Genomic DNA, 22149 nt, shown 5'->3' with positions numbered 1-22149 from the left:
GACAAGAAGGGGGGCGCGGCGTAGATCGTCTGGGGCCGGCACCACTCAGCCCGTGGTGAGGAGCCCGAGCAGTTCCTCGACGAAGCGGTCGTAGCGAGGCTGTAGCGGGGCACTCCGTGAGCTGGCCACGGCGTGCCCCGACTCGGCGCTCCACTTCCCGGTCCCATCCGGGGCGGCCGGACTCCAGGAGTCCAGGCCAGGGGCGATGAGTTTCGCCGGGGCTTCCGGTCTGTATCTCCAACAGGCGATCAGCCGCACTCGAGGAGAACATCATGACCGCTACCTACACCTTCGACGTCTTTTCCAGCCTCGACGGCTACGGCTCCGCCGGCGGCAACTGGACCGGCTACTGGGGCAAGCAGGGCCCCGAACTCCTCGACCACCGCCTCGCCCTGTACCGCGAGGAGCAGCGGATGGTCTTCGGGGCCAACACGTACCGGGCGTTCGCGCAGATGCTGGCCTCGAGCACCGAGGAGTCCGAGGTACGTGACCCCTGGGTCACCCGGATGAGAAGCCTGCCGGCAACGGTGGTGTCGTCCACGCTGAAGGAACCCCTCGACTGGCCGGATGCGAACGTCGTGAGCGGCGACGCCGTCGACGTCGTCGCCCGGCTCAAGGAGGAGTCCGAGATGCCTTTGCGCTCGCACGGCAGCCTGGCGATGAACCGGGCGCTGATGGCCGCCGGTCTCGTCGACAGCGTCCAGGTGACCCTTTTCCCCGTGATCACCGGTCAGACCGGGGCGTCCCCGATCTTCCAGGGGGCAGCCGACTTCGACCTCGAACTGCTCGAGCACCGAACACTCGACGGCCACATCCAGGAGCTCACTTACCGACCCACCCTGCATGTCTGATCGTTCGAGGAGCCGGCCGTGATGGGGCCAATGCCCGCAGTGCGACGGCAGCGCCTCAGAAGTCGTCCCGCCGCTTCTCGATCAGCTGTCGCGTCCGCTGCGCCGAGGCCGCCCGCGTCGTCACGTGGTCGAGCACCTCGAGGTGCGCGGCGACCTCCCGGCGCGAGTCGAGATACAGCGCACCGGTCAGATACTCGCTGTAGACCATGTCGGGCAGTTCCGGCTCCGCGAAGCGGAACAGCGTGAAGGGCGCGTACGTCCCTGGATGCGGCCCCTGCGCGAACTCGGCGATCTGCAAGGTGATGTGATGGTTCTCGGTGAGGACCAAGAGCCGGTCCAGTTGCTCTCGCATCACCTCGCCCCGCACGGACACGGGTCGCAGCAGGACCGTTTCGTCCATGATCACCCACATCCGGGGCGGACGCTCGCGGGTCAGCAGCTTCTGTCGCTCCAGCCGCAGCTTCACATGCCGTTCGACATCGGCGGGCCGCGTCTGCCCGATCGTGCCCGCCTCCAGGACGGCACGCGCGTACTCCTCGGTCTGCAGCAGCCCGGGCACGAAGTGCGGCTCGTACGACCGGATCAGCGAGGCCGCGCCCTCCAGGCTCACATGCAGGCTGAACCAGTCCGGCAGAACGTCGTGGAAACGCTGCCACCAGCCGGGCTGGTTCGCCTCCTCGGCCAGCGCGACGAACGCCGCGATCTCGTCGTCGGGCACGCCGTACGTCGACAGCAGCACCTGTGCGTACGGGATCTTCAGCGCGACCTCGGCCATCTCCATCCGCCGGATGGTCGCGGCCGTGACCCGCAGAATCTGGGCCGCCTCGTCCCGCCGCAGCCCGCACGACTCGCGCAGTTCCTGAAGTCTTCTCCCCAGCACCACCTGACCGACGGTGGGCGCCGGACGCCGTTCACTCACGCCACGCCTCCCCACGCGCCGAGCAACGCAAGAAGTCTGCCACGTCGGCGGGAAACCAACACGGGATCGGCGGCCCTTCCTTACGTCCATTGCGGCGCGCATTACCTCGCACGTAATCGACCACCGCCCGCGCGGCCCGGCATGGTGGGCGTACCGGTTTCCGGGCCGGCGCACTCCGGCCCGGGAACCGGGTCCCACCATCCCTTCCCGACCTCGACGGAGGCTGATCCGCCATGTCCGCAACCCAGCTCGCCGCCCTGGCCCGCACCCCCGAGCCGCACACCATGCTGCGCCGCTTCCTGGCCTTCGACGCGGTGGGGACCGGCGCGAACGGCATCGCCTACCTCGTCGCGCCCGGCCCTGTGGGACGGCTGCTCGGCATCGACTCCGGCCTACTGCTCACTCTCGGCGTGCTCCTTACGGCGTACGCGGCGGGCGTCGGCCTCCTGGCCACACGCCCGCAGCCGCAGGCCCTTCCGGTCCGGGCGGTGATCGAGCTCAACCTCGCCTGGACGGCCCTGAGTTTCCTCGCACTCGCCGTATGGCTGTCGCCGACCACCACGGGGGCGGTGTACATACCGGTACAGGCGCTGGTCGTGGCGGGGTTCGCGGGCCTGCAGTATGCGGCACTGCGAGCCGTGCAGAGGCGCTGACTGCGGATGGCTGGTCGTCAGGACATCAACGATTGAAGGTACTTGCCCGTCGCCGGGTCGGCCGGGAGCAGCGTCTCTATGGCCAGCTCGGCGACCGTCACGTCCATGGGTGTGTTGAACGTCGAGATGGACGAGATGAAGGACAGGACGCGGCCGTCGTGCTCGATCTGCATCGGCAGCGCGAAGGCGAACGGCTCCCCGGGCCCCTCGCCGCTCTCCGGGGAGGGGTCTCCCTCCGGGGAGGGATACGGATACGCCGCCACCTCCTCGTAGAGCGCACGCAGCGCGTCCGAGCGGCGCAGGGCGATGTCCCTTTCCATCTGGTCGAGCAGATGTCCGCGCCATGCGCGCAGATTGCGGATCCTCGGTGCCAGGCCTTGCGGGTGCAGTGTCAGCCGTAGCGCGTTCAGTGGAGGGGTGAGCAGGTGCTCGGGGAGGTCGTTGAACAGCATCGCGATGCCCCGGTTGGCGGCGACCACGTTGTACGTGGCGTCCACGACGAACGCCGGGTAGGGCTCGTAGCCCTGGATCAGCCGCTCCAGGCCCTCCCGCAGCGCCTCCATCGCCGGGTCGTCAAGCGGCGTCTCCGGATAGTGGGGTGCGTAACCGGCCGCCAGCAGAAGGGAGTTGCGTTCCCGTACGGGGATGTCCAGGTGCTCGGCGAGGCGCAGCACCATCTCCTCGCTCGGGCGGGAGCGGCCTGTCTCGATGAAGCTGATGTGCCGTGCCGAGGAACCAGCACGCAGCGCCAGCTCCAGCTGACTCACCCGGCGCTGTTCGCGCCAGCCGCGCAACAGCGGCCCGATCCCACGGTCGGCCGAAGAGGAGGCGGAGGCAGGGGTCGGGACAGTGGCCATACGACGACCGTAGTCGAGGCCCGGTCCCGGGCAGCCACCGGAGTGACGCGAGAGAAGGGAGAGGTGAGTCGGGCGGGGCGCCGCCCGCACCCGCTCCCGCGGCCGAATCCATCCGCCGACCGCCCCCGCGGCACCCCCTGACCAGGCCCGGAACCCTCCGCCTGTGGCACGCTGAGAGAACCGGACGTTACGGGACGACGGAACGGAGCACAGCCATGCCCCTCGAACCGCTCTCGCAGAAGGACATCGAGGAACGGCTCGCCGAGCTGCCGGGCTGGTCGCTCGACGGGGACCGGATCGCCCGCTCCTACCGGCTCGGTTCGCACTTCGCGGCGGCCGCGTTGGTCGTGCACATCGCGCAGGTGCAGGACGAGCTGGACCACCACTCCGACCTCAGCCTCGGCTACCACTCCGTCTCGCTCACCGTGAACACGCACAGCGTGGGCGGCGCGGTCACCGAGAAGGACTTCGAGCTGGCGCGCCGGGTCGAGGAGCTCGCCTCCGGGCACGGTGCCAGTTGAGCACGCTGGTGTTCGACTACAACGAGGAGGCCGAGCGGTACGACGCCCTCCGTGGCGGCGAGCCCCGGGCCGCCGAGGCCGCGAGCGCCGTACTCGGACTGCTCCCCGAGGGCACCCGTACTCTCCTCGACCTCGCCTGCGGCACCGGCACGGTGACCCGGCGTCTGGCGGAGGCCGGCTTCAACGTGACGGGTGCCGACGCCGCGTACGGAATGCTGAGCCGGGCCGCCGCACAGGTACCCGGCCGCCTCGTACGCGCCGACTGCCGCCAACTGCCTTTCCCCGACGCCTCGTTCGACGCCGTCTCGGCGATCTGGCTGCTGCATCTGCTGGACGACGCGGCCCTCGTGGTCGCCGAGGCGGCCCGTGTCCTGCGGCCGGGCGGCGTCTTCGTCACCACCGTCGACAAGGCCGCCGCCCACGACGTGCGCAGCGACATCGACGCCGTCATGGCCCCGCGCCCCCGCCGCGCCGCCCGCGACGAGTCCAGCCTGGTGTCGCGCTTCGCCACCGACAGCGGCCTGATCCCGGCGGCCCGCTCGACCTTCCGAGGCCGCGGCCAGGGCCGCACCCCGGCCCAGGCCGCCGCCGACGTACGCCGCGGCTGGTACACCCTCCTCCGCCCCGGCGCCCCTCTCACCGAACAGCTCGCCTCCCGCCTGGAACAACTCCCGCACCAGCATGTCCCGCGCCCCGAACCGGAGTTCAAGCTCCGCTCGTTCCGGAAACCGGAGCAGCGTGACGCGTGAAGTCCATGACCCAGTTGGTCACCCACGTCTTCTCGCCGTCCACCGAGAACGCCTGCTCCCAGCGGGCGGTGGTGCCGGAGATCCCCGACCACACGAACCGCACCCGCACGTCCTTGCCGTCGTGCGTGTCGTCCCCGAAGAACTCGCCCCGACCGTTGGTGAAGTGACCGATCACCGGCGGGAACAGCTTGCCCGTGCGGCTGGACGACCAGTTCAGCGACCACTCCTTGGTCTCCTGGTCGAACAGTCGCAGCGTCAGCCCCTTCCAGCCCTGGCTCGGCACCGCCATCTCGTCGATGTTGGCGGCCCCGTCGAACAGACTCCAGCAGCGGTGCGTGGCGGCGAACTCCTGCCACCCGCTGTCCGGGTCGAGGAAGTCCGCCAGCCGGCGATTGCGGACGTCCCACGCGCCGTGGAAGAAGTCGAAGTCGCGCGCGCTGCTCATGAAGAGGTCTCCGGTCGTGCCCTCGGGCAGTGAGTCCGAGAGGTATCCGTCCAGGTCAGGGGTCTCGGGCATGAGCACGTGGCGTACCCAGGCATCGCGTTCGTGCAGGATCGGCGGTAGCTCCCACACACAGCCGATCCACGGCAGGTCGGGAGTGATGAAGTGTGTCGGGTCGCGGTCCGGGCAGCCGAGGACCGGCTGGCCCGCCGAGGCGCCCCGGAAGTGCAGCACGTTGTCCCACACCCAGCTGTACGCGTTGAGGTACGCGCCGTCGTCACCGCCCCGGTGCAGCACCACGAAGGTCGCGGGTGGCGTGCCGTCCGGCTCCGGAAGCAGCTTCGGCAGGATCGCGTACGCCGCCTCCTCGACGTCGGGCGCGATGCCTGCCGGGTCCGCGGTGACGTGGTAACGCTTGATCCGCCGCCCCGCCACCTCGATCGGCGGCGGCACGGTCAGAAGCTTCTCCGCGAAGGCCACAGAAGATGTCATGGCAGGAAGCTAGACCCGCCTCACTGACACCTTCTGTCAGTGAAGTCTGAGATCGTGACCGAGTGAAATCGGCCCGCCTCGTCTCCATCCTCCTGCTCCTCCAGACGCGAGGACGGCTCACCGCCGCCCAGCTCGCCGAGGAGCTGGAGGTCTCGGTGCGCACGATCTACCGGGACGTCGAGGCGCTGAGCGCCGCCGGTGTCCCGCTCTACGGCGACTCCGGCCACGCGGGCGGATACCAACTCCTCGACGGCTACCGCACCCGCCTCACCGGACTCACCACCGAAGAGGCCGAGGCCCTTTTCCTCGCCGGCGTCCCCGGCCCCGCCGCCGAACTCGGGCTCGGCTCGGTCCTCGCCGCCGCCCAGCTGAAGGTCCGCGCGGCCCTCCCGCACGAACTGCGCGAGCACGCCGACCGGATCAGCGGCCGCTTCCACCTCGACGCGCCCGGCTGGTACGCGGAGGACGACGAGGCCCCGTACCTCCCCGCCGTCGCGGACGCCGTCTGGAACAGCCGCGTCCTGCACGTCCGCTACCGCCGCTGGCGCGAGCCCACCGACGTGGAGCGCCGCCTCGAACCGTACGGACTCGTCCTCAAGGCGGGCCGCTGGTACGTGATCGCCGGCCCAGGACCGCGTACGTACCGCGTCGACCAGATCCTCGAACTGGCCGCATCCGGCGAGGAGTTCAGCCGCCCCGAGGACTTCGACCTCGCCGCGTACTGGACGGCGTACCAAAGGGACTTCCACGACCGGCTGCACCGCGGCGGAGCGGTGGTCCGGCTGGCTCCGGGAGTGCGGCTGACCGGCGCCGCGGCCCGTGCCGTCGAGGCCACCGGCCGTACCGACGAGAACGGCTGGACCCGCGCCACCCTCCCCATCGAGTCGATCGACCACGCCCACGGCGAGTTTCTGCGCCTCGGCGCGGACATCGAGGTTCTGGAACCGGCCGAGCTGCGGGAACACATCGCGCGGACGGTCACCGCACTGGCCCGCACATACGCGTAGAGAGCGCTTGCTCAAAGGCGGCAACTCCCGTACCCCCAGCGGCGACTGAGGAAGTGGAACCCCTCTGCCCCCACCCAGGAGGTACGTCACCGTGCGGTACCCGCATCGCAGACGCAAGAAGCTCCGCCTGCTGCTCGCCACCGTCGTCACCGGGACCCTGGCCGCCACCGGGATCACCGCGTTCAACGTGAGTTCGGCCGAGGCCGCGGTCGCCCGGCAGGTCGAGGGACTCGACCGGGGCGTCGTCAGCGTCCACACCGGCAGCGGCAACCTGGTCAGCTGGCGCTGGCTGGGCACAGACCTGGGCAACGTGTCGTTCAACGTCTACCGGGGCGACACGAAGGTCAACTCGTCCCCGATCACCGGCTCCACGAACTACTTCCACTCCGGCGCGCCCAACTCCGCCGACTACCGGGTCCGCGCAATCGTGGACGGCGTCGAGCAGGGCTTCTCGGAGCACGCCATCCAGTTCCGCAGCGGATACAAGGACGTGCCGATCACGCCCCCGGCGGGCGGCTCCGGCTACACCTACGAGGCCAACGACGCCTCCGTCGGCGACCTCGACGGAGACGGCGCCCTCGACTTCGTACTGAAGTGGCAGCCGACCAACGCCAAGGACAACTCGCAGTCCGGTGTCACCGGCAACACCATCGTCGACGGCATCAAGATGGACGGCACCCGCCTGTGGCGCATCGACCTGGGCCGCAACATCCGCTCGGGCGCGCACTACACGCAGTTCCAGGTGTACGACTACGACGGCGACGGCAAGGCCGAGGTCGCCATGAAGACCGCGGACGGCACACGGGACGGCACCGGCGCGGTGATCGGCAGCGCGTCCGCCGACCACCGCAACTCCGGCGGGTACGTGCTGTCCGGGCCTGAGTTCCTGACCATGTTCAACGGCCAGACCGGCAAGGCGATGCAGACGGTCGACTACGTCCCGGGGCGCGGCAACGTCGCGTCGTGGGGCGACTCGTACGGCAACCGCGTCGACCGCTTCCTCGCCGGTACGGCCTACCTGGACGGCGAGCGGCCCTCGATGATCATGGCGCGCGGCTACTACACGCGCTCGGTGATCGCGGCCTGGGACTGGCGCAACGGCCAGTTCACGCGCCGCTGGACCTTCGACACCAACTCCTCGACCAACGCAGGCAAGGGTTACGACGGCCAGGGCAACCACAGCCTGTCCATCGCGGACGTGGACGCCGACGGCAAGGACGAGATCGTGTACGGCGCGATGACCGTGGACGACAACGGGCACGGCCTGTGGACAACCAAGCTCGGTCACGGAGACGCCGGTCACGTCGGCGACCTCAACCCGTCGCGTGCGGGACTCGAGTACTTCAAGGTGTCCGAGGACAGCTCCAAGCCCGGTTCCTGGATGGCGGATGCCCGCACCGGACAGATCCTGTGGCAGACCGCCTCCGGCTCCGACAACGGCCGCGGGGTCTCCGCCGACATCCACGCCGGTTCGGCCGGTGCCGAGTCCTGGTCCGCGGCCGATACCACGCTCCGCTCGGCCGGCGGATCCTCGGTCGGCCGCGAGCCGTCCAGCATCAACTTCGTGAACTGGTGGGACGGCGACACCACCCGCGAACTCCTCGACGGCACCCGCATCGACAAGTACGGCACGAGCGGTGACACCCGGCTGCTGACCGGAGCCTCCGTCGCGTCCAACAACGGCACCAAGGCGACCCCGGCGCTCTCCGGCGACATCCTCGGCGACTGGCGCGAGGAGGTCGTCTGGCGCACCGCGAACAACACGGCGCTGCGCATCTACTCGACCCCCCACCAGACCAGCACGAAGATCACCACCCTCCTGCACGACCCGATGTACCGCGTCGCACTCGCCTGGCAGAACACGGCCTACAACCAGCCGCCGCACCCCAGCTTCCCCATCGGCAGCGGCATGGCGACGGCTCCCCGTCCGACCGTCTACGCACCCTGACCTGCGAGAGCGACTGGCCCAAAGGCTGGAAAGGGAAACGCGGCGCCCCCGCCCGGAGTCGACCGGGCGGGGGCGCCGTCGCGTGTGCATTCAACCGCACCAGCAGGTGTCCATTTTCACGCGACAAGTTCCCTGACGTGCTGAGCTGGTGGGCACCACCCGAAAATACCCACCAGCTCATCTCCACCTGCCCAAACTGCTGGATCAGCCTAGAATTGGTCGACCAGCCAGAGGACGAGTGCACTAAGGAGACGGGAGAGCGCTTCGGGGAAGTTTGAGACCAACTCTTCCAAGGTCACCGGTTCATCGAGGGGGTGCTTGCGGCTCTTGCGTGGCATTCTTGAGACCCCTTTGGTGGTGGGCGATGTTTCCTGGACATCACCATCCGAGCTGATCAGGGTGTTGCGGGAGCTCGCACACGTTGCGGACCTCTGCAACGCGGCAAGGTACCGATGGGGGAGCGGTCAATGGACACTGGCGCTGAACGGTCTGAAAGCCACGCCCAGGGGGAACTGGTGTCCGAACAGCTCGAAGCGGTAAGCGGTGCGAGCGGTCTGAAGCCGATTCCTGCCCATGTCGGGCCTGAGTGCAGAGAGTTGGCCAAAGCCCTGCGCAGTCTCTTTGGTGCCGTTCGTATTTCAGTGCGCCGCTATGCCGTTCGTCAGCACTACGACCCCGGAACGGTGTCGCGATATCTCAATGGCACGGCCGTCGCCCCCGCCGAGTTCGTGGACCGGCTGCTCGTCGATGCGGCTGAGGCACTTGGACGACCCATTTCGGTTGAGGTTGCCCAGCGTGTGACATCGATGCAACGCACTGCGCTGCAAGCCACCAACAAGACTGGGTACCAGTTGCAGGTGCTTCGAGACCAGCTGGCGGAGGCAGACCGGCGATTGCGAGCAGCCGAAGCGAACGTCGAGGCATTGACCGAAGCGCTCATCCAAAAGAGGCGCAGCATTGCACAGATGCGTTCGAACGAGCACCGCAGGATATTTCCCGTGTCGAGCCCCTTGGAGATCGACACGGCGGACTATCTCACACTGCAAGCCGAGCGTGATCTTCTGCTGGAAGAGATCTCACATCTTCAAGCGGCACTGGGCCAAGCGCAGCGACAGGCGGTAGAAGCGGAGAGGCGCTGCGAGATTCTGGAGAGCCGGCTGCTGACAGCAGAAGAATCTGCTTCAGTGGAGCCGCAACAAGATATAATTCCAGGTCGGTTCATCCTGAGCTATGCAGGACCGGATCGCTCTTGGGCCATATGGATCAGGCACCGCCTGGAAGCCATGGGGCACGAAGCGATAATTCAGCGCTGGAACCCAGCGGCCACCGAAACTCTCCAAGAGAATGTGGAGTCGCTCCTGCTCGTCGAGGGCATACATATTGTGCTCTTCAGTAGGGATTTCCTGTTTGCCGGATCCCACACCGAGGAAGATTGGGCCCAGCTGATAAGGCGGTTCGCCGGCACGGAGCAGAGTCGGCGACTGGTTGTTTTCACTCTCGACGACGAAAGCCTTACGGAACTTACTACCACGCTCCCGTGCGTCGGCAGCCTGGGTAATGGCGCCGAAGAAGATGAGCGTGAAATTCTGGCCCATCTTGCCATGGAACTGGAATATGGCACTTTAAAGACCGGGACCAGGGCTTCTCGCTATCCGGAGAAGCATCCTCCCGTCTGGGGGAATGTCCCTGTGCGAAACCCTCACTTCACCGGACGTGACAAGGAGCTCGCTAAGTTACGTCATGCACTGGATGAAGCACCGGCCGGTGCCGCAGTATTTGCTCTGGTAGGGATGCCGGCGATCGGGAAGACCCAGTTGGCCGTGGAGTACGCACATCGTTTTGCAACCCAGTACGACCTGGTCTGGTGGGTGGATTCAGAAACAGCTGAGACCATCCATAGGTGTCTCGCGGAGCTGGCCTGTCGTCTCGCACGCGCAGACGCCGACGAGTCGCCCGAGGCTGCTCTTTCTGCATTGCGTCGTGGCTCCCCGTACGCACGCTGGCTCCTCATATTCGACCGTGCCGACGAGCAGACGAATATAGCGGAGATCATTCCGGACGGTCCCGGACACGTACTGATCACTTCGCAGAACAGCGACTGGTCGGAGTACGGGGTGGAGACTGTGATACTCCATCCCTTGGAGCGTGCAGAAAGTATTTCATTCATAAGGCGCAGGACGCCGAGAGTGAAAGCTCGGCAGGCTGAGGAGTTGGCGAGTGATCTTGGAGACCACCCGCTTGCGCTTGCGCAGGCGGTAGCTTATCTCGAAGGCACGCCGATCGCCGTTTCGGAGTACCTGGACCGTTTGAGGAATACATCTTGGGACAGGGCTCCTCTGCACGCTACCGGAGATTACCCGACAACTTTTTCCAGCGCTCTGATGGAGGTTGTCAGGCGACTCCGTGAGTCATCCCCAGAGGTTGTCGACCTGATCAACGTCTGTGCGCTTTTTTCCGTTGACGGGGCTCCGTTGAATCTCTTGCGGTTGAGTCTTCCGGAGCCTTTACGAGGACTTTCTCTGGACGTTTCGGGATGGCAAAAGATAGTCAGCGCGATGACGGCTCACTCGCTGGTGGAAATGGATCCGGACGAGGAAAGAAGCGACGCGCACGGCCAAACAGGTCCAACACTTCGAATACATCCTCTGGTTCGCCGGGTCATACGTGACAGCATGGCCGGCGGCTACAAATCCACTCTCCTGCAGCGAGTTCACCATGCCCTGGCAACAGCGGATCCCTGTGATCCGGCAAACATCCGCGTATGGCCTCAGTATGCACAGATCGTTCCGCATCTGGAGTCGGCAGGAATTCCTGGCGAGGCCACGGCAGAGGGCTTGGACCTCATTCTCAACTGCGTGCGATATTTGACTCTGTCGGGCGACCCTCAGTTCGCCATGCGGCTCATGGAGCGGATCGAACGAGCCTGGCGTAGCCAGGTACATGTAGACCTCTCAAAAGAATACGCTCTCAGTCTCCACCGTAGCGAGGTCCTCAGGGCTCTGGGGCACTACGGGCGGGCGCTGCACGCCGACCTCGAGCAACAAACCAAGGGCGGAATCGAAAACGGTGGAACATCAGAATTCAGTATGAGGCATTCTCTGGCGATGGATCTTCGTGGGCTTGGGCGCTACGAGGAGTCCCTCGACGTGGCACGCCGTGAATTTGAGTACCAGCAAACTGTTTACGGTCCTGGTTCCCCCTCCACTTTGGAGGCCGCGTGCTCCCTGACGGATTCTCTACGCCTTCTTGGGCGGTATTCAGAGGCTCTGAGCCAGGATCGCCAGACGGTGATCTATTATTTGGAACTCAACGAACCCCAGGATCTGGGAAGGCTCATGGCGGAAGGACGGCACGCCGTGGACCTTCGATTGCTGGGCCGTTACGACAGTGCGCTTGCCCAACAGCTCCAGACCACTCAAGCTCATCGAGAGCTCCTGGGGTACGAGAACCTATTCACGCTGAGCGCCGAGCACAACCTTGCGCTATGCGAGTTACGCAATGATTCGGTGGGCGAGGGGCTTGTCAGGCTCCGGGAAGTGAGGGAAATGGCAGAAAATCTGGTGGGGCTCAATTCTCCGCTCGCTCTGGCCGCAAGGATAAGCCTGGCGGCAGCCGAGCGGTCGCACGGCGACCTGGAGGAAGGAACGGCTCAATGAGAGGAGGTACTGAACACGTGCAGTGAGCTGCTGGGTACTAGCCACCCCTACACCGCAGGAACGATGGCGAATTTGGCGATGGCTTACCGGCTCAAAAACTCCCTCTCGCAGGCGCGTGAACTAAACGAAGAATCCCGAGCGGTCCTGATCAACTCTCTGGGGGAAAATCACCCCTGGACACTGGGCGTCACTTACAATCTCGCCATTGATCTACGAATGGGTGATCTTCCGCAAGAATCCTCTGCCCTGCTGGAGGACACCGCGGAACGTGCAGGGCTCACTCTGGGTGAGCGTCACCCCATGACGTTGCTATCACAGTTGGCGTCGTCCTTGGAACGCGATCCTTTGCACGGAAAGGCGCATCCCCGATCCGCCCGAGACGAAATTCTGTCAATGCTGGCGCAGACTCTGGGTGCACAGCACCGTCTGACGCTTACGGCCCACGCTGGACGTTGCTCTGTCTGGACTTTCGATCCGCTGCCCATCTGACTGGCGCACTGACGGAGCCGGTCACCATCGCGCCGTGAGCTGGGCTCCGGCGCCCATCGCCTGGCATCGGCCCGCCGAGCACCGATGAATTCCTCCGGCTCCAGCGGTCCAAGAGACAACTGAACATCACCGACTACCAGCGACCGCCTCCTCGGAAGGAACATCATGAGGAAGATCACCGCAAGCCTGTTCATCTCGCTCGACGGCGTCGTGGAGGCCCCCGACCAGTGGCACTTCCCGTACTTCGATGACGACATGGGGGCCGCCGTCGGCTCACTGTTCGACGGGGTCGACACCATCCTGTTCGGTCGTAAGACGTACGACAGTTTCGCGGGGGCGTGGCCCGAGCGTGAGGCGGAGGGCGGGGAGGACGCCGGCTTCGCGAAGATCCTCGGTGACGTACGCAAGATCGTGGCCTCGCATCAGAAACTCGAGTTCACCTGGCGGAACTCCGAGCAGCTCCAGGGAGACCTCATCGAAACCGTCACCGCGCTGAAGAACGAGCCGGGCGGGGTCATCTCCCTGAGCGGCTCGATCTCCGTCGTCCGCCAACTGCTGGCCGCCGGCCTCCTGGACGAGCTGCACCTGCTGGTACACCCCATCGCCGTACGCCACGGAATGCGGCTCTTCGACGAGGCCGAGACCACGATCCCGCTGCGCCTGCTCTCCTCGAAGACCTTCGGGTCGGGCGTACTGCACCTGGTCTACACCCGGGCCGAGTCCACCGGCGACGCCGGATACGAGGAGGCCAAGGCCCACCTGTCCCAGGCCGCGGAGTAGCGGGACCACCACCGGCTCACCGCCCGGCCCGACCCGCGCACACCGCGCAGGCCAGGCCGGGCCGGGGCATCCACGGGGCCACTATCCCGCCGTGTCCCCGTAAACGACCCCGCGCCCGTTCGTCGACACGTACACCCGCCCGTACACCCGCGGATCCCCGGTGATCGCCGCACCCGTCCAACCCCACTGGTGCGCGTCGTCGTTGATGCGCGTCCAGGTCGAACCCTGGTCCGTGGAGCGGAAGATGCCGCGTACGCCGTCGATCTTGGCGCTGGTGTAGAGCGTCTGGTATGAGGCGCCGGGCGCGGCCTTGCCGAAGCCGATGGTGTCGGCCTGCTCGACCCCCGACAGCTTGGTGAAGCTCGCGCCGCCGTCCGTCGAGTGCCACAGCCCGTACGCGCCGTCGCTCGCGCCGCCCGCCAGCCAGATCTCGCCCTTTGTGCCGGGCAGCGCCTTGAAGCGCACGCTGTCCCCGCTCGGCAGACCACTGGCCGGGGATGCCGTGAAGGTCGCGCCGCCGTCCGAACTGACGTAGAACTTCCCGTACTTGAAGCCGTAGAAGGTCTTCGGATCGACCCGGTCGGACTCCACGATCGCGCCCGCCGGGATCCCGCTCGACGCGGACCACGACGAGCCGAACCCGGTCGCGTAGTGCACGCCCGCACCCTCCGGACTCCACACGAAGCGGCTGCCGTCGGAGGCCGCGGCGACCGTTCCACCGCCCGAGACTCCCGAAGGATCCGTCCCCGCGAACCAGTTGGCACCGTTGTCGGTGGAGAAGGCGATATGCGGACCCGAGTCGAGATTCCCGGCCCGCACCACGGTCCCGGGATTCGTCTCGGCGAAGTCGAGGCTCGTGGTCGTGGTGAAGTTCGGCGAAGTGGACATCATCGAGGGCACTTCGGTGAGGTCCGTGTGCCGGAAGCCGCCGATGTCACCGAGTGCGCTGAAGAGTTGCGCCCCGCCGGACGGGGGAGCGGCGAGGTCGTTGACGGCCGTCTCCTCAAGGCCCCGCACCATCGGCTTGATGGTGAACTGGCCCCCGCTGTCCCACTTGCCGAGGTCCTCGGTGCCGTAGATCGTGGCGCCCGTCCCGTACATCATCCGGTCCGAGTTGAACGGGTCGATCTCCAACGCCTCGGTCATCCAGCCGAGTTTGGGGGTCTGCTCGGGCGGTGAGGGGTTCGCGCCCCAGGTCAGCCAGGGCGAGGACGATACGTCCATCGTGTAGCGGTTCGCGCGGGTGGGATACGAGCTGTAGTCCCAGGCCTTCGTCCAGGTGCCGCCGCTGTCCGTGGAGCGGAAGATCTGGGTGTCCGGCCACCAGGAGCTGTACGCGGTCGCCATCACCGTGCCCGGGTTCTGCCGGTCCACGGTCAGCCCGCTGAAGCCGTAGTACGTGTCGGCCTCGGCCACCGGGCTGATGTCCGTCCAGGTCCCGGTCCCGGTCGCGTACCGCCACAACTGTCCCTTGCCGCCGTCGTACGGGCCGCCCTTGTCGCTGTACGCGAGATAGAGGTAGCCGTTCTCGGCGTCGAGCACGCCCTTGTGGGCGAGGTATCCGGTGGGCTGGCCGGGCAGCCGGGACCAGGTGGCGCCCGCGTCGGTCGAGCGGTAGACGGAGTTGTCCTTGTCGGCGACCCCGACGTAGATGGTCTTCGTGGCGTTGCCGGAAGTGCCTGTCGACTCGTCGAAGGTGACCCAGACGATGCCCTGGTTGTCGGAGGCGTAGCCGCTGGTGTCGCTCGGGTCCTGCACGTAGTTGCCCACGTTGGGGAAGTTCGTCACCTGCGACCAGGAGGCACCCGAGTCCGTGGACCGCCACAGGCCCTTGCCGCTCGGGGCTCCCAGATACAGCACGCTGTTCTTGTGCGGGTCGACCGCGAGCCGCTCGCCCATGCCGCGTCCGGGCATGTTGCCGCCGAGCTTGAACGGCAGGTCGGCCTTCTGCCAGCTCGCGCCCCGGTCGGTGGACCTGAGCACGGCACCGTTCCCCGGGTCCCAGCTGTTCGTGTACGTGCCGACGGCCGCGTACACCCGGTCAGGGTCGACGGAGTCCGAGGCGAGGCCGGCGACGCCGGTGTGGCCCCAGTCGTCCCAGCCGATGGAGTCGAGCAGCGGGCTCCAGGTCTTCGTCGACTCCTGCCAGCGGTAGGCGCCGCCGATGTCGGTGCGGGCGTACGCGAGGTTCTTCTCAGTCCGGTTGAAGACGATGCCGGGCACGAAGCCGCCGCCGTCGATCCGGGCGTTCTTCCAGGTGTACGGGTCGGCGGCGACGTTCACCGGCCTCTCGACCGGCTGGGCCGCCATCGCGGACGGACTGCCCGCGAGGAGACCGGCCGCGAGCGCGAGTACGGCCGTGAGAACGCGGCCCCTTCTGACGGTTCTTCCGGTTCTTCGCACGGTGGGGGTCCTCTCCTGGAACGGGGGATGGGGGGAGGAGGAAGTGCGCGGCGGAGCCGGGCGGACCCCTAGGAGGAGAAGGGGCCCGCCCGGCCTGTGGGCCCCATCTGTAGGGCCCTGTACACGGAGCGACGGGGGCTATTCGAGGAGCTCCGCGTACGAGCCCATGGCGAGTGCTATGTCCGCCTGGGCCCAGAACCGGTGGTACGTGAACGTGGGCGCGGCGCCGCCCGCGAGATAGCTCTCGATCTTCGACCACGCCGGGTCGTCTTCGTAGAAGGAGCGGATGGAGTCGAAGGTGGACGAGGAGTTGATCGCATCGCCGTTCGGCATCGTGCCGGTCCAGCCGCTGGGGATGTACACGGCGTCGTCGAAGCGGTTGTAGTCGGCGCGGGTCTCCGGGACCGCGATGCCCAGCGCGTCCTGGTTGTTCGCCCACATGCCGTCGAGCAGCGCCTTCGCGGTCGACGCGGCCTCGGTGTCCCCGGACTTGTCGGCGTAGTACGTCAGGGTCTTGGCGTACGCGGCCGCCACACCGACATCGTTCGTGTAGTCGGCGATGGTGACGTGAAGTCCGCTGTTGGAACCGGGACTTGACGCGTTCCAGGTGTCGGGTGCGCCCGACCACTGGAGGGTGTTCGGGATGCGGAAGCTGCCGTCCGGGTTGACCGTGGTGTTGGCCAGCGCCCAGTCGACCCACTTGTCGAGGACGACCTTGGCGTCCGCGTCACCCGTCTGCTGGTAGTACTCGGCGACCCGCTCCATGGACCACGCCTGGAAGCCGAACCACTGGTTGGACGGCGGGTCGTGGTACACCGGCTTCTCGTCGTAGTACATGCCGTAGAAGGTGGGCGTGCCGGCCGGCGGGGTCGCGTAGTGACCCTTCCAGCTGTTGGTGGCACCGCCCGCGATGGCCCCCTCGTCCGACTGCAGCCAGCGGTAGAACTCCAGCTGCCGGTCGAGCGACTTGGCCCAATCCGCTTGCCCGGTGGCCGACTTGGGCTTCAGATCGGCGTAGGAGCTGAGCGCGTACGCGGCCAGCGGGTTCTGGTAGCCGCCGTGGGCGTGGCTGGAGCCGATGCGCCAGGACCAGCCCGCCGAGGTGTCGGTGGCGCCGCCCCAGGCGTAGTACCAGTTCAGCAGATAGTGCGAGGCGTCCTTGCCGGTCCCGGGTGCACATGTCGACGGGCCCACGCAGTTGCCGATTTTCTTGAAGTACTTGTCGTACATGGCGTAGCGCAGATAGTCGCCCATCTTCGCGGCCTTGCCGAGCGTCGCCGAGACCTCGGAGCCCTTGCCCTGCTCCTCGGCCCAGATGTCGGCCCAGTAGGCGGCCTGCACGGCACGCGCGTCGGCGTCCGGCGCGTTGGTGAACTTCCACTGCTTGGCGTACGAGGCGTCACCGGTGAACAGGTCCAAGTACCCGTTCTTGCCGCCGTACTTGAAGGCGTCGCAGGTCGGCTGCGGCACCGTCTCCCACACCGACTCCTGCGAGCCGCGCTGGAAGGTGTTGATATACGAAGGGCCGGTGTCGCTCGGGCCCGCCTCGCACTTGCCGGGCGAGTTGCCGTAGCCGTAGACGTTGTCGACGTCCTGCAGCCAGTGCATGCCGTAGATGTCGTCCGTGCCGTACGCGCTCTTCAGCTCCGAGGCGATCGGGTCCTGACCGACCGAGACGCCGGGGTCGAGCTTCGCCGGGTACTCGCTGGGACTGTCCAGCTCGGGCGCGTACGTGCCGGGCTTGGAGGCGTTGTAGAAGGAGTTCGTCGGCTGGTCCGCCTTCGTGGGGATCATGAACTTCTCCATGGTCTCCCACGCGGCGTTGAACCTGGTCCAGTCGCCGGTGACCTTGCCGTACATCGCCTGCAGCCAGATCAGATAGCTGTACGCCTCCGACGTCGTCTCATGGCCGTGGTCCGGAGCCTCGACGATCAGCGTCTCGACCGAGTGGTACGGGATGCCCTCGGGGGAGAAGTAGCCGTTCGCCGGGTCCGTGATCTTGCCGTAGAGCTCCAGGAAGCGCTCGTCGTACGCCTTGGTCGCGGCGAGCTGGGTGGCGGTGACCGTGGCCTTGGCGTGCCCGGTGGCCGTCGACTCGAACGTCGCCGATCCGGTACCGGAGCCGTCGGCCGCGATGGTCACCTTCTGGGCCGTGTTCCAGTTCGACGGCGTGAAGGTGAGCGACGATCCGCCGGTGACCGACAGGCCCGTATTGCCGTCCGTACGGGCGGTGGAGACCGTCACGTTCGCGCTCGGCTGGGTCGAGAGCTTCACGTCGAACGTGCCCGTCTTGCCCTGCCGGACGCCGAGTTGGGCGGGCGTCGCCACCACGGCGGGACCCGAGGCGACCGTGATGCCGACCGGGGTGGAGTCCGCCGAAGCGCCCAGGCTGTCGTGCGCCTTGGCCACCAGCGAATGGCTGCCCACGGCAAGGGAGTTGACCGACAGCGTGTACGGGGACGTCGTGTCGGTGCCGAGCAGCTTGGTGTCGTCGTAGAACTCGACCTTGCTGATCGTCGCGTCGTCGGCCGCCGCGGCGGTGGCGGCCAGCGGCACCTCGTCGCCCCGCGTGTAGACGGCGCCCGCGGCGGGGCTGGTCAGCACGGTGATCGGCGGCTGGTGCGCGCCGGCGCAACGGGTGCCGTTCACGGTGAAGTTGGTCGGCGCGGCGTTGGTCCCGCTGTACGTGAACTGCGCGCCGGTGGTGACGGCGGCCCCGGAGGCGATCTTCGCGTTGAAGGAGGCGCTCTTCACGGTCACCGTCTTGCCGGACTGCGACCAGGCGCCGCTCCACCCATTGCCGAGCTTCTGGTTGCCCGCGTAGTCGTACGTCAGTGTCCAGTCGTCGATGGCCTCCGAGCCGCGGTTGGTGAGGGTCAGTTCCGCGGTGAAACCGGAGCCCCAGTCATTGGTCTTGTAGTCCACGCTGCACTCAACTGCCGCCGCCTGTGCGGGAGTCGAGCCCGTTGCCAGCGTCGTGAGCGGGAGTGCGAGGGCCGCCACGACAGCGGTCCACAACCGACGCGCACGGCGTCTCTGTCTGCCTGCCATGTCCTGGTTCCTCTCCTTGCGGCTCGGAGACGTGGGGGAGGAGCAACAAGCCTTGAACCAGTGGGAGCGCTCCCATCTTGGGGAGAGGGGTGTCAAGGGTCAAGGTGCTTGAAGAGTCGAAAAGATTCGATGGAGACATCTGTAGGCAACATGTCAACTCCTTGGTTACTCCTCTGTTCTTTGCCATCACTTGGCGCTACCTTCGTCCGCACCAGTGGGAGCGATTCCATCAGTCGGCGCGTCCGTGACGGCGCGTCAGAGCTGCAAGGAGTCGCTCATGCGACACCCCCCGCGTTTACCTCTTTTAGTGGCCGGTGCGGCACTCGCCCTCGTGGCGGGCGCCATCGCGCCGGTCGGCACGGCTTCCGGAGCGGCGCCCGCGTACGCGGCCGCCGAGCCCTCGCCCGAACTCGCGGATCCGCCGGCTCGTGCTGCCGACGGTCCGCCCGTGCTGAAGGTCTCCGGCAACAAGCTCGTCGACGAGAGCGGCGCCACCCGGCGACTGCTCGGCGTCAACCGCTCCGGCGGTGAGTTCGCATGCGTGCAGGGTTACGGCATCTGGGACGGGCCGGTGGACGACGCCTCGGTGAAGGCGATCGCCGACTGGAAGGTCAACACGGTCCGCATTCCGCTCAACGAGGAGTGCTGGCTGGGCCTGTCCAACATCAAGCCCGAGTACGCCGGCGTCAACTACATCGCCGCCGTCAAGGACCTGGTGAACAAGGTCAAGGCGCACGGCATGACGCCGATGCTCGAACTGCACTGGTCGTACGGCCAGTACACGGGCAACTCGGCGGGCTGCGCGGATGTGCACGCCAGCTGCCAGAAGCCGATGCCCAACGCGCAGTACACACCGTCGTTCTGGGCCTCGGTGGCGAACACCTTCAAGGACGACCCGACCGTCGTCTTCGACCTGTTCAACGAGCCCTACCCGGACCGCGCTACCTCCAACGCCGCCCAGGCGTGGACCTGTTGGCGGGACGGCGGCACCTGCCCCGGCATCGGCTACGAGGTCGCCGGGATGCAGGACCTGATCGACACGATCCGCGAGACCGGCGCCACCAACGTGATCCTGGCGGGCGGGCTCGCGTACTCGAACGACCTGAGCCAGTGGCTGACGCACAAGCCGACAGATCCGGCGGGCAATCTCGCCGCGGCCTGGCACGTCTACAACTTCAACACCTGCTCCAACGAGAGCTGCTGGGACTCCACGCTGGGCCCGGTCGCCGCCCAAGTCCCGCTCGTGGCGGGCGAGATCGGCGAGAACACCTGCGCGCACTCCTTCATCGACCGCGTCATGGCGTGGTTCGACGAGCACGACCAGTCGTACCTCGGCTGGACCTGGAACACCTGGAACTGCACCTCGGGTCCGGCCCTGATCTCCCACTACGACGGCACACCGACGTCGTTCGGCATCGGGCTGCGCGATCACCTGCGCTCCCTCGACGGATAGGAACCCGCACATCATGAGCCGTACCAGAACCGCGTTACTGGCGGCGTTCGCGCTGCTCGCCTCAGGAACGGGCACCGCTGTCGCGGCGATGCCCCCGGACGCCGGCACGGCCGCCGTCCCCTGCACCGTCGACTACAAGGTGCAGAACCAGTGGGACTCCGGCTTCACCGCCGCGGTCACGGTCACCAACCACACGGCTGCCAAGTCGAGTTGGGCCGTGAAGTGGTCGTACGCCGGAAACCAGAAGATCACCAACGGCTGGAACGCCAACCTCAGCCAGAGCGGCAACGCGGTCACCGCCGCCAACGAGAGCTACAACGGGACGCTGTCGACGGGCAGTTCGCTCAGCTTCGGCTTCAACGCCTCGTACAGCGGCACCAACGCGATGCCCACCTCCTTCACGCTCGACGGTGTGACCTGCAACGTCGACGGTGGGGGCGGCCCCACCGACCCGCCCGACCCGACGGGTCCCAAGGTCGACAACCCGTACGCGGGCGCCAAGGTGTACGTGAACCCGGAGTGGTCCGCGAATGCGCGCGCCGAGACAGGCGGCAGCCGCATCGCCAACCAGCCCACCGGCGTGTGGCTGGACCGGATCGCCGCCATCAACGGTGCGGGCGGCAAGATGGGTCTCCGCGCCCACCTCGACGAGGCCCTGGAGCAGAAGGGCTCGGACGAGATGGTCGTCCAGCTCGTCATCTACAACCTGCCCGGGCGTGACTGCGCGGCCCTCGCCTCCAACGGCGAGCTCAAGCCCGACGAGATCGACAAGTACAAGACGCAGTACATCGACCCGATCGCGGCGATCCTCGCCGACCCGAAGTACGCCGACCTGCGCATCGTCACCACGGTCGAGATCGACTCGCTGCCGAACCTCGTCACCAACACCGGCAGCCGGCCCACGGCCACGCCCGAGTGCGACGTGATGAAGGCCAACGGCAACTACGTCAAGGGCGTCGGCTACGCGCTCAACAAGTTCGGCGACACGGAGAACGTCTACAACTACGTGGACGCCGGGCACCACGGCTGGATCGGCTGGGACGACAACTTCGGCCCGTCGGCCGATGTGTTCAAGCAGGCGGCGACCGCCGAGGGCGCCACGGTGAACGACGTCCACGGCTTCATCACCAACACCGCCAACTACAGCGCGCTGAAGGAAGACCACTTCACGATCAACGACACCGTGGCCGGCAAGTCGGTCCGTGAGTCGAAGTGGGTCGACTGGAACCGCTACCTCGACGAGCTGTCGTTCGCGCAGGCCTTCCGGGAGAAGCTGGTCTCGGTGGGCTTCGACTCCGGTATCGGCATGCTGATCGATACGTCGCGAAACGGGTGGGGCGGGGCCGAACGGCCCACCGGCCCCGGCGCGACGACCAGCGTCGACACGTACGTCGACGGGGGCCGTTACGACCGCCGCCTCAACCCGGGCAACTGGTGCAACCAGTCGGGCGCCGGCCTCGGTGAGCGCCCGCAGGCCGCGCCTGCCTCCGGCATCGACGCGTACGTGTGGATGAAGCCGCCGGGGGAGTCCGATGGTTCGAGTGAGGCCATCGACAACGACGAGGGCAAGGGCTTCGACCGGATGTGTGACCCGACGTACGAGGGCAATCCTCGGAACAACTTCAACATGTCGGGTGCGCTGCCGGACGCGCCGATCTCCGGGCACTGGTTCTCGGCGCAGTTCCAGGAGCTGATGCGGAACGCGCATCCCGCGCTCTAGCTCCGCAGGTTGTGCAGTTTGATGCTGCGGGTGCGTCGTGGCGACCAGCCACGACGCACCCGCAGCCGCGACACCCATGAGTCTACGGGCATCGGTGAACGCCCGTATGTCCAGCCGAAGTTGAGAGTCACGGCATTGGGCCCAGCCCGCCTCCCGGG

General features: G+C 67.0%; 16 protein-coding genes and 1 pseudogene. 11 read left to right on the top strand and 6 right to left on the bottom strand.

Annotated elements, in window-relative coordinates:
* Positions 1 to 272 precede the first annotated feature (272 nt).
* Entirely contained in the window at positions 273 to 851 is a 579-nt protein-coding gene (locus G6048_RS35230; RefSeq protein WP_165343659.1) for a dihydrofolate reductase family protein, read from the top strand.
* 55 nt (positions 852 to 906) lie between these two features.
* Here G6048_RS35230 and G6048_RS35225 read toward each other — a convergent pair whose 3' ends face one another.
* Positions 907 to 1770, bottom strand: coding sequence for a helix-turn-helix domain-containing protein (locus G6048_RS35225; RefSeq protein WP_165343658.1), 864 nt, complete (start codon positions 1768 to 1770; stop codon positions 907 to 909).
* 233 nt (positions 1771 to 2003) lie between these two features.
* Here G6048_RS35225 and G6048_RS35220 point away from each other — a divergent pair, with 233 nt between their 5' ends.
* Complete coding sequence (locus G6048_RS35220; protein ID WP_165343657.1) at positions 2004 to 2423, top strand: hypothetical protein; 420 nt, start codon at positions 2004 to 2006, stop codon at positions 2421 to 2423.
* Between the two features lie 17 nt (positions 2424 to 2440).
* Here G6048_RS35220 and G6048_RS35215 read toward each other — a convergent pair whose 3' ends face one another.
* A complete protein-coding gene (locus G6048_RS35215; protein ID WP_165343656.1) occupies positions 2441 to 3280 on the bottom strand; it encodes a helix-turn-helix domain-containing protein in 840 nt (279 codons plus the stop codon).
* A 215-nt stretch (positions 3281 to 3495) separates the two neighbouring features.
* Here G6048_RS35215 and G6048_RS35210 point away from each other — a divergent pair, with 215 nt between their 5' ends.
* Positions 3496 to 3801, top strand: a complete 306-nt coding sequence (locus G6048_RS35210; protein WP_165343655.1) for a 4a-hydroxytetrahydrobiopterin dehydratase — start codon at positions 3496 to 3498, stop codon at positions 3799 to 3801.
* 8 nt (positions 3802 to 3809) lie between these two features.
* On the top strand, positions 3810 to 4550 hold the full coding sequence (locus tag G6048_RS35205) for a class I SAM-dependent methyltransferase (protein ID WP_165343661.1): 741 nt from the start codon (positions 3810 to 3812) through the stop codon (positions 4548 to 4550).
* Here the strand turns inward: G6048_RS35205 and G6048_RS35200 are convergent.
* The gene (locus G6048_RS35200) at positions 4507 to 4995 is read right to left on the bottom strand and encodes a hypothetical protein (protein ID WP_165343662.1); all 489 of its coding nucleotides are present in this window, start codon (positions 4993 to 4995) and stop codon (positions 4507 to 4509) included. The two genes, G6048_RS35205 and G6048_RS35200, sit on opposite strands and share 44 nt — an antisense overlap.
* A 6-nt stretch (positions 4996 to 5001) precedes the next feature.
* A pseudogene (locus G6048_RS51600) lies at positions 5002 to 5484 on the bottom strand (hypothetical protein); the annotation flags it as partial.
* Between the two features lie 62 nt (positions 5485 to 5546).
* Here G6048_RS51600 and G6048_RS35190 point away from each other — a divergent pair.
* From G6048_RS35190 to G6048_RS35170, 5 genes are all read left to right on the top strand, one after another.
* Entirely contained in the window at positions 5547 to 6491 is a 945-nt protein-coding gene (locus G6048_RS35190; protein WP_165343654.1) for a helix-turn-helix transcriptional regulator, read from the top strand.
* A 91-nt stretch (positions 6492 to 6582) separates the two neighbouring features.
* Positions 6583 to 8439: a rhamnogalacturonan lyase gene (locus G6048_RS35185; protein ID WP_165343653.1), complete on the top strand. Its 1857-nt coding sequence runs from the start codon at positions 6583 to 6585 to the stop codon at positions 8437 to 8439.
* A 467-nt stretch (positions 8440 to 8906) separates the two neighbouring features.
* Positions 8907 to 12095, top strand: coding sequence for an FxSxx-COOH system tetratricopeptide repeat protein (gene fxsT, locus G6048_RS35180; RefSeq protein ID WP_165343652.1), 3189 nt, complete (start codon positions 8907 to 8909; stop codon positions 12093 to 12095).
* A 9-nt stretch (positions 12096 to 12104) separates the two neighbouring features.
* A complete protein-coding gene (locus tag G6048_RS35175; RefSeq protein WP_328827906.1) occupies positions 12105 to 12584 on the top strand; it encodes a tetratricopeptide repeat protein in 480 nt (159 codons plus the stop codon).
* Positions 12585 to 12749: 165 nt separating this feature from the next.
* A complete protein-coding gene (locus G6048_RS35170) occupies positions 12750 to 13364 on the top strand; it encodes a dihydrofolate reductase family protein (protein WP_206342509.1) in 615 nt (204 codons plus the stop codon).
* An 81-nt stretch (positions 13365 to 13445) separates the two neighbouring features.
* Here the strand turns inward: G6048_RS35170 and G6048_RS35165 are convergent, their stop codons facing one another.
* Positions 13446 to 15767: a beta propeller repeat protein gene (locus tag G6048_RS35165; protein ID WP_408056204.1), complete on the bottom strand. Its 2322-nt coding sequence runs from the start codon at positions 15765 to 15767 to the stop codon at positions 13446 to 13448.
* Between the two features lie 138 nt (positions 15768 to 15905).
* Entirely contained in the window at positions 15906 to 18818 is a 2913-nt protein-coding gene (locus G6048_RS35160; RefSeq protein WP_165343650.1) for a glycoside hydrolase family 48 protein, read from the bottom strand.
* Between the two features lie 277 nt (positions 18819 to 19095).
* On the opposite strand from G6048_RS35160, the gene G6048_RS35155 reads away from it, so the two are divergent.
* The gene (locus tag G6048_RS35155) at positions 19096 to 20271 is read left to right on the top strand and encodes a glycoside hydrolase family 5 protein (protein ID WP_165343649.1); all 1176 of its coding nucleotides are present in this window, start codon (positions 19096 to 19098) and stop codon (positions 20269 to 20271) included.
* Positions 20272 to 20284: 13 nt separating this feature from the next.
* Positions 20285 to 21991 carry a glycoside hydrolase family 6 protein gene (locus tag G6048_RS35150; RefSeq protein ID WP_165343648.1) on the top strand — a complete coding sequence of 569 codons (1707 nt, stop codon included), beginning with the start codon at positions 20285 to 20287 and terminating at the stop codon, positions 21989 to 21991.
* Positions 21992 to 22149: the final 158 nt, after the last annotated feature.

Source organism: Streptomyces ureilyticus, assembly GCF_011045025.1.
Taxonomy (GTDB): domain Bacteria; phylum Actinomycetota; class Actinomycetes; order Streptomycetales; family Streptomycetaceae; genus Streptomyces; species Streptomyces ureilyticus.
The sequence above is the reverse complement of the archived record's forward strand: the minus strand, read 5'-3'. Positions and strand labels throughout refer to the sequence as shown.